Here is a 5,931-nt window from a genome sequence, read left to right on the forward strand (position 1 = left end):
GGGTCAATTTTCTCTAAACTCTCAGCTGCCTGCCTACGGGTATCGTCATTCTGAGTATTTTGAATAACTTGAACCAACCCAGCAATAGCTTGAGGGTTTCCGGGGTCAATTTTCCCTAAACTCTCAGCCGCCCGCCTACGGGTATCGTCATTCTGAGTATTTTGAATAACTTGAACCAACCCAGCAATAGCTTGAGGATTTCGCGGGTCAATTTTCTCTAAACTCTCAGCTGCCCGCCTACGGGTACTCTCAGACTGAGTATTTTGAATAATTTGAACCAACCCCGCAATAGCTTGAGGATTTCTAGGTTCGATTGTCTCTAAGATTTCAATCAGCTGCATACGGGTATGTTCATCCTGAGTATTTTGAATAACTTGCACTAACCCAGCAATAGCTTGAGGATTTCCTTGCCCGATTTTCACTAAACTCTCAGCCGCCTGCCAACGGGTATCTTCAGATTGAGTATTTTGAATAACTTGCACTAACCCAGCAATAGCTTGAGGATTTCCTTGTCCGATTTTCCCTAAACTCTCAATTGCTTGATTAAGAATAAATTTATCCTGAGTCCCTCGAAGAACAGTAACCAAGCCAGCAATAACTTGAGGATTGCTTGGGTCAATTTTATATAAACTCTCAGCCGATTGTCTACGAATATATTCCTTCTCAGTTTTTTGAATAACGTTAACCAAATCCCTAATTCTTTTTCTAGTTTCTTCATCCTCGACAGTCTTGATAACAGGTAACAACTCGCGAGGAATGGGAATGACAATATTCCGACCCAAAGTAACCACCCCGCCCTCAGTCGGTAACTTGACAATTTCTGCCTGGGCTTCCTCAAACTTCTTCCGTCGATAATGACCGATCGCCCGTGCAAAAATTCGCAGGCGGTCAAACTCTTCAATCGGTTGATGAATCATCTCCGTCAGGGTAGAAAGCCGCATTAAATCCCTAGGATTTTCTTCATACGCCCGCCGGAAAGCCGCAGCCAATAACTCCACCGATTTCTTGGGTTCTTTGTAAGCCCAAGCCGCCCAACTTTGCGACTGGGCAAACTCCCGGTCATAACTATCTTCCCGTTCTTCCCCCCTCGCTACGGAACCAAATATCCGCACATTAAACGCGCCATGCTGTTGTGCAAGGGCTAAAATTTCATCTCGTCTTTGTTGCAATTCGTCTTTCAGTTTCATGAGTATTGCCTAGATTTTTATTGAAATTAAAATTCATTGGTTTTGTGAGGTATCCTAATTGAATCCTATTTTCGGTAATTCCAACCCTGAATTTTATGTTTATTAAAGAAAATTAATTATCTAAATAATTGATTTAGCAATTCCTCTCGATTTATATTGATGTGATTAGATATGTCCTTTAAGATGGCATTTAACGTACCAATCTTTAGAGGATTATGAGCGGGTATAGTAAGATGATGTTCTCCATTATATTGTGTTGTTAGTCGAATATGGCTCCCTGTTTGATGGCTGACTTCATAACCAAATACTCTAAGGGCTTTTACTAAATCCTGACCCGATAAATTTCTCGGTAGTTTCATGAGGCAATCACCTCTTCTTTAACAATATGAAGCCGTATAATTTTTGGCCGTAATTCTTCATTCGGAAAATGGCAAGACACGGCGTCTCTAACCTCTAATTTAAGCATATCTAAATTATCGGCTTGAGTGATAATTGACACTCCTAATGCTTGAGCAACATATCCTTCTTCAACATCATGTTCTACTAAAAAAATAATTTCATTCATGCTTTAATTATCTCCTAAAAAATTAATTATGATTTCTGAGTTACTCCTCTTTCATTTTAGCTTCAAAGTCCCCCTTGTTAATGGTTTTTATATGAAAAAACTATAATTTTATGATTGATTCCCTGGATTCCCCCGTAACACCTTAACCGCATTTTGCAACCCAAGCCGATCGCATTCAAACATCGGGATTAACTTAGCAATTTCCCCAGCCGTCGTCATTCCCCAGCGTTCCATCGGTACAGGATTCACCCAAACCAGATAACGTAAGCGTTGCTGACACTGCCGCAAGAATCGCTCAGTCAATTCTAACCTATCTTCACTATAGCCCCCCCGTGCCGCTCCCGCATCGCTAAAAATCAGCAGACAGGCGCGATTGGGAGATAACCCGCTTAACATCTCCTCCACCCTCACCGCTGGAGAATATCCCGGACCCCCATAAACATAATCCACCGGACAATTATGGAAATAATAAACCCGCGATGCCCCTAAGCGTCCCCCCCGCATGGCAGTTTCTTTAATTCTATCCCCTAAAGAATGAAAAGCAACCATTGAAGCATCAACATCCAACAGCAAAACCAACTCAACTCGATTCATCCGTTGCGCCACTAACACTGGATCCAAGAAAAACCCATCTTGGATAATCTTTTCTAGGGTTGCTGTCACATTTAATTCAACTAATGGCCCCTCACGAATGGGACGGCGTAAATAACGCCAAGTTTGTTTCATTTGTCTTTTGGTTAACGGTAAATAATCCGAAAACAACAAAAAAGACGAATCCGCATCCGAGTCGAATTGTTCACGGGTTTTAGTTTTTGCTAACTGCACTACATCATCCATTTCTAACGCCACCTCTGGCGAAGATTCTGGTTCAGCCGGTTTGAATCTGTCAACTTCAGGAGATGGCTGAATCTGTGATTGTGCCGGTGATACCCTCTCTTTATCTCGCGGTTTAGATGGTGTCAATTTGACCTGTGACTGTGTTATCGGAATCGGTGGTTGTTCGGTGACAGGTTTCTCTAATGTTACCAAGGGATTATCAATGGGTTTAGATATCACCTTGACAAAATAATCATCGAAAATTTTCTCTTCTTCAACCGACTTAACCCATAACGTTTTGCAGAGTCTTTTTAACGCCGCTTCGTCAGGGATTCCAAACCCTTTCATTAATGCTTCTAACAGCAGTTCATATTCATCAATACCCAATACAAAACCCGCTTGACGCAGCTTATCAAATAACTCTCGCAGGGGTAAATCATTAATTTTCATGATTCCCCCTAAACTTACTTAAAGAACGCTGGTGGTCCTCCCAATTTTTCAGTAAAACCCCTAAATAGGGAAGTTGACCCTGTAACTGCTTCAGGACTTGATCATGAGGATACCGACGCAGGACATCAAACCAATCAATTAATTCACTGGTACTAATATTTTTACCCGTTTGTCGTTTTTCCTCGCCCAAAAATTCCCGCAATTTCGAGAATCTCGCTACCACTTCTTGAATAAACTGATTTTCCGGTTCTGGAATGGTTGATTTATCCTGGGGAACTCCAAAAAATCGAGCGATAATAATCTGAATTAACTGTTCTGGGTTGGGAAACTGAATATAATGAAATAAACAGCGTCGCAAAAAAGCATCCGGTAAATCTCGTTCCTGATTACTGGTAATAAAGATAATCGGAGGATGTTTAGCTATCACTTCCTCTTTAGTTTCGGGGATGGTAAAGCGTTTTTCATCCAACTCCAATAATAAATCATTGGGGAAATCAATATCAGCTTTGTCAATTTCATCAATCAATAAAACTGTGGGTTGGTCACTAATAAAAGCCTCCCCAATTTTCCCCCATTCTAAATAGGTTTTAGGGTCCTTAATCTGATTGATTTCTTCAGGGGTGCTGAATTGACCTAAAGCCAGTAATTGAGAGTCCCGCAGTCTGGCTAAATTATTATAGGTATAGAGTCCCTCTTGGGCGCGACTGGTGGATTTAATCGTCCAACAAAGATAGGGTAATCCCAACTCATAGGCGACAGCTTCCGCTAATTTAGTTTTACCACAACCGGGTTCACCTTGCAGCAGCAAAGGACGCTGTAAGGTAATGGCTAAATTAACCGCTTCAATCAGTTCATCACTGGGTAAATAGGGATAAACTCGCTGTCCATTATCATCCCGATAGACATCAGGTGGATGCACTTTTCCGGTATAGTGTAATTTGTCTGTGGGTGGTTTTAATATTTCCGCCATGTTGACTCAAATTCTTCCCATGTAGTTTGACAGAGAGAGCAGATTTTTTCCAAGATATATTGATGAACTCCATTTTCACTGTCTCGGAAAACTTCATCAACTAAACTATCGGTATATTGTAGTAGGTTTTCAGTACAACAATGTAATTCTAGCCACGTCGATAATTGTCGGCGTTGGATGGGTTGAATTTCCATAAATTTAATCAGCGTTTGGGGGATTAACTTTGAGGTTGGATCTTGAGTATAAGTGATGTTCCAGTCATTTGTAAATCCGTCTTCATCAAGTAAACATAAAAGTAAACTGTAATTTTCATCAGGCGTTCCCATTCGATTTGCTAAGTTAGCGAGGGGTTGCCAAAATTGTTGCAGAAATGCCTCAAGATAAGATTCCTCGAAGTCCTCAGTATTTTCAACAATTAAAATTACAGTTTGAGATTGCCAAAGTTCACAAATACTCTGATGAATTGCTGCAAGTGAACTGGTTTTATTGATTTCCAATTTACGACTAATCTCTTGAAAAATACTATCTAATGAGCTATTATGAGTTCGGCGAGAAAACTTGATTTTTTTAACATAATTTGATGTATTGCCATTGGGTACGTTCCGAATCAGGCGATTGAGCAGCCAACGCGGTGCTGTTTCAAGTGAACCGTGAATTAAACAAGCTCCAATTTGATGATTCTCCACAAATTGTTTAAACAAATTTGCCTGTCTATCATAATCTAACTTTAGTAAGGCTTTCAGGAGTTTATTCTCGATGCTTTCGCGAGGGTGAGGCTGAATTACATCAATGATATAGTCGAGTTTTTCGGTCAGAACATCAAATCCAGTCTGCATCTGGTCAGAAATATCTCTAAAGACTCTCTTTATCTGTTCTTCTGTTCCGGTTAACTGCTGTTCTATCTCTTCTAATTTTTCCAAGGAAATTAGGGCAACTTTACCCTGTTTATCCAACTCTTGCTTAATTCCAGGAATCAGTTGAATCATTAACCCAGCAAAGGCTTTACCGTCTTCCTTAGAGTCCTGCTTTAATGCTTCTCGTAAGACTTTCGGAAATTCTTTTTGGAGTAATTTCGCCACCTCTTGGCGCACATCACTCGCCAAATCAACACCTTTGTCTGGGTCTATTTCTATATCTAATTTCACAAAAATATCGGACCACTCTTCAACTCTCAAAATTTCAGCTTGGGTTAATCCCCCTTCTGTAGGGGTAATTATTAAGGAAATTTCTCCCTCGTTTAACTCTTGATAGTTAGACCGACCAAATTCATAACGCGCCAATTTTACCCATGCTTCGGTTGCTTTGGCAGCTATGTTTTTAAGACGTTTGCAAGTGGATCTATCATATTTTCTATTCAGGGAAGCCATAGAAATAATTTGAGCGATCGCCTTCCCTGAAACGCGAATTAAATCCTCATTTTGTAATCCAACGTAATCAGAACGACTCGAATCAAAGTTATCAATAGCATTGGCCGTGTTACCCGCCACCACGCCAGTAATAAACTCACCCAGTTTTGTCAAGAACTCTTGACCTTTGTCAGTCGATAAAAAAGCGACGGGAATGTTCAACCCCGGTAATATGGAAGCCCCAGCATAAATTCCGCTACAAATCGCTACGCGACAAAGCGATCGCCCAATGGTCATAAGCAATTGACTAGGAAGCCCCCCGATTCTACCATAACGACGCGATCGCGAACTCCCCTAACATTCCCTACCATTGGTCTGGCAAGGCTGAAACCAGTGGGGCCTGTAACCTCTATCCATATCCATTAGCCCTGTCAAGGTGTATTTGTAGGGGTGCAATGCGATCGCCACCCTTGAGGGTAGGGAGACCAAACCCCTACATCCACCCTTGAGGGTAGGGAGACCAAACCCCTACAAAAAATAACGATTTTTCGTCTTTTAATTTACCACCTTGAAAGGGCTAATCCATATCTATATATA

The 5,931-nt window shown here is 41.1% G+C and carries 6 protein-coding genes and 1 pseudogene; all 7 read right to left on the reverse strand.

The annotated features are described in order from the left end of the window. Positions 1 to 941: HEAT repeat domain-containing protein (locus J0895_RS19195; protein WP_340643555.1), on the reverse strand; the 941-nt coding region annotated here is incomplete at its 3' end. A gap of 123 nt (positions 942 to 1,064) precedes the next feature. After that, positions 1,065 to 1,187 (reverse strand): annotated as a pseudogene (locus J0895_RS27035) (nucleotidyltransferase family protein); the annotation flags it as partial. Positions 1,188 to 1,303: 116 nt separating this feature from the next. Further along, positions 1,304 to 1,546, reverse strand: coding sequence for a type II toxin-antitoxin system HicA family toxin (locus J0895_RS19200; RefSeq protein ID WP_207089614.1), 243 nt, complete (start codon positions 1,544 to 1,546; stop codon positions 1,304 to 1,306). After that, positions 1,543 to 1,752 (reverse strand): 2-oxoisovalerate dehydrogenase E1 subunit beta, encoded by a 210-nt coding sequence (locus J0895_RS19205; protein WP_207089615.1) that lies wholly within the window; start codon positions 1,750 to 1,752, stop codon positions 1,543 to 1,545. The genes J0895_RS19200 and J0895_RS19205 overlap by 4 nt, the downstream gene beginning before the upstream one ends. A gap of 108 nt (positions 1,753 to 1,860) precedes the next feature. Further along, positions 1,861 to 3,018 carry a CoxE gene (locus tag J0895_RS19210; protein ID WP_207089616.1) on the reverse strand — a complete coding sequence of 386 codons (1,158 nt, stop codon included), beginning with the start codon at positions 3,016 to 3,018 and terminating at the stop codon, positions 1,861 to 1,863. Continuing rightward, the gene (locus tag J0895_RS19215; RefSeq protein WP_207089617.1) at positions 3,008 to 3,988 is read right to left on the reverse strand and encodes an AAA family ATPase; all 981 of its coding nucleotides are present in this window, start codon (positions 3,986 to 3,988) and stop codon (positions 3,008 to 3,010) included. The genes J0895_RS19210 and J0895_RS19215 overlap by 11 nt, the downstream gene beginning before the upstream one ends. Further along, a complete protein-coding gene (locus tag J0895_RS19220) occupies positions 3,973 to 5,631 on the reverse strand; it encodes a hypothetical protein (RefSeq protein WP_207089618.1) in 1,659 nt (552 codons plus the stop codon). Before J0895_RS19220 ends, J0895_RS19215 begins: the two co-directional genes overlap by 16 nt. Positions 5,632 to 5,931: the final 300 nt, after the last annotated feature.

This window comes from Phormidium pseudopriestleyi FRX01 (genome assembly GCF_017313335.1).
Taxonomy (GTDB): domain Bacteria; phylum Cyanobacteriota; class Cyanobacteriia; order Cyanobacteriales; family Laspinemataceae; genus Laspinema; species Laspinema pseudopriestleyi.

What these genes read in the sequence shown, in the direction of transcription:
- J0895_RS19215 (WP_207089617.1), bottom strand. Translation starts at nt 3,988, where the DNA reads ATGGCGGAAATATTAAAACCACCCACAGACAAATTACACTATACCGGA.
- J0895_RS19200 (WP_207089614.1), bottom strand. Translation starts at nt 1,546, where the DNA reads ATGAAACTACCGAGAAATTTATCGGGTCAGGATTTAGTAAAAGCCCTT.
- J0895_RS19210 (WP_207089616.1), bottom strand. Translation starts at nt 3,018, where the DNA reads ATGAAAATTAATGATTTACCCCTGCGAGAGTTATTTGATAAGCTGCGT.
- J0895_RS19220 (WP_207089618.1), bottom strand. Translation starts at nt 5,631, where the DNA reads ATGACCATTGGGCGATCGCTTTGTCGCGTAGCGATTTGTAGCGGAATT.
- J0895_RS19205 (WP_207089615.1), bottom strand. Translation starts at nt 1,752, where the DNA reads ATGAATGAAATTATTTTTTTAGTAGAACATGATGTTGAAGAAGGATAT.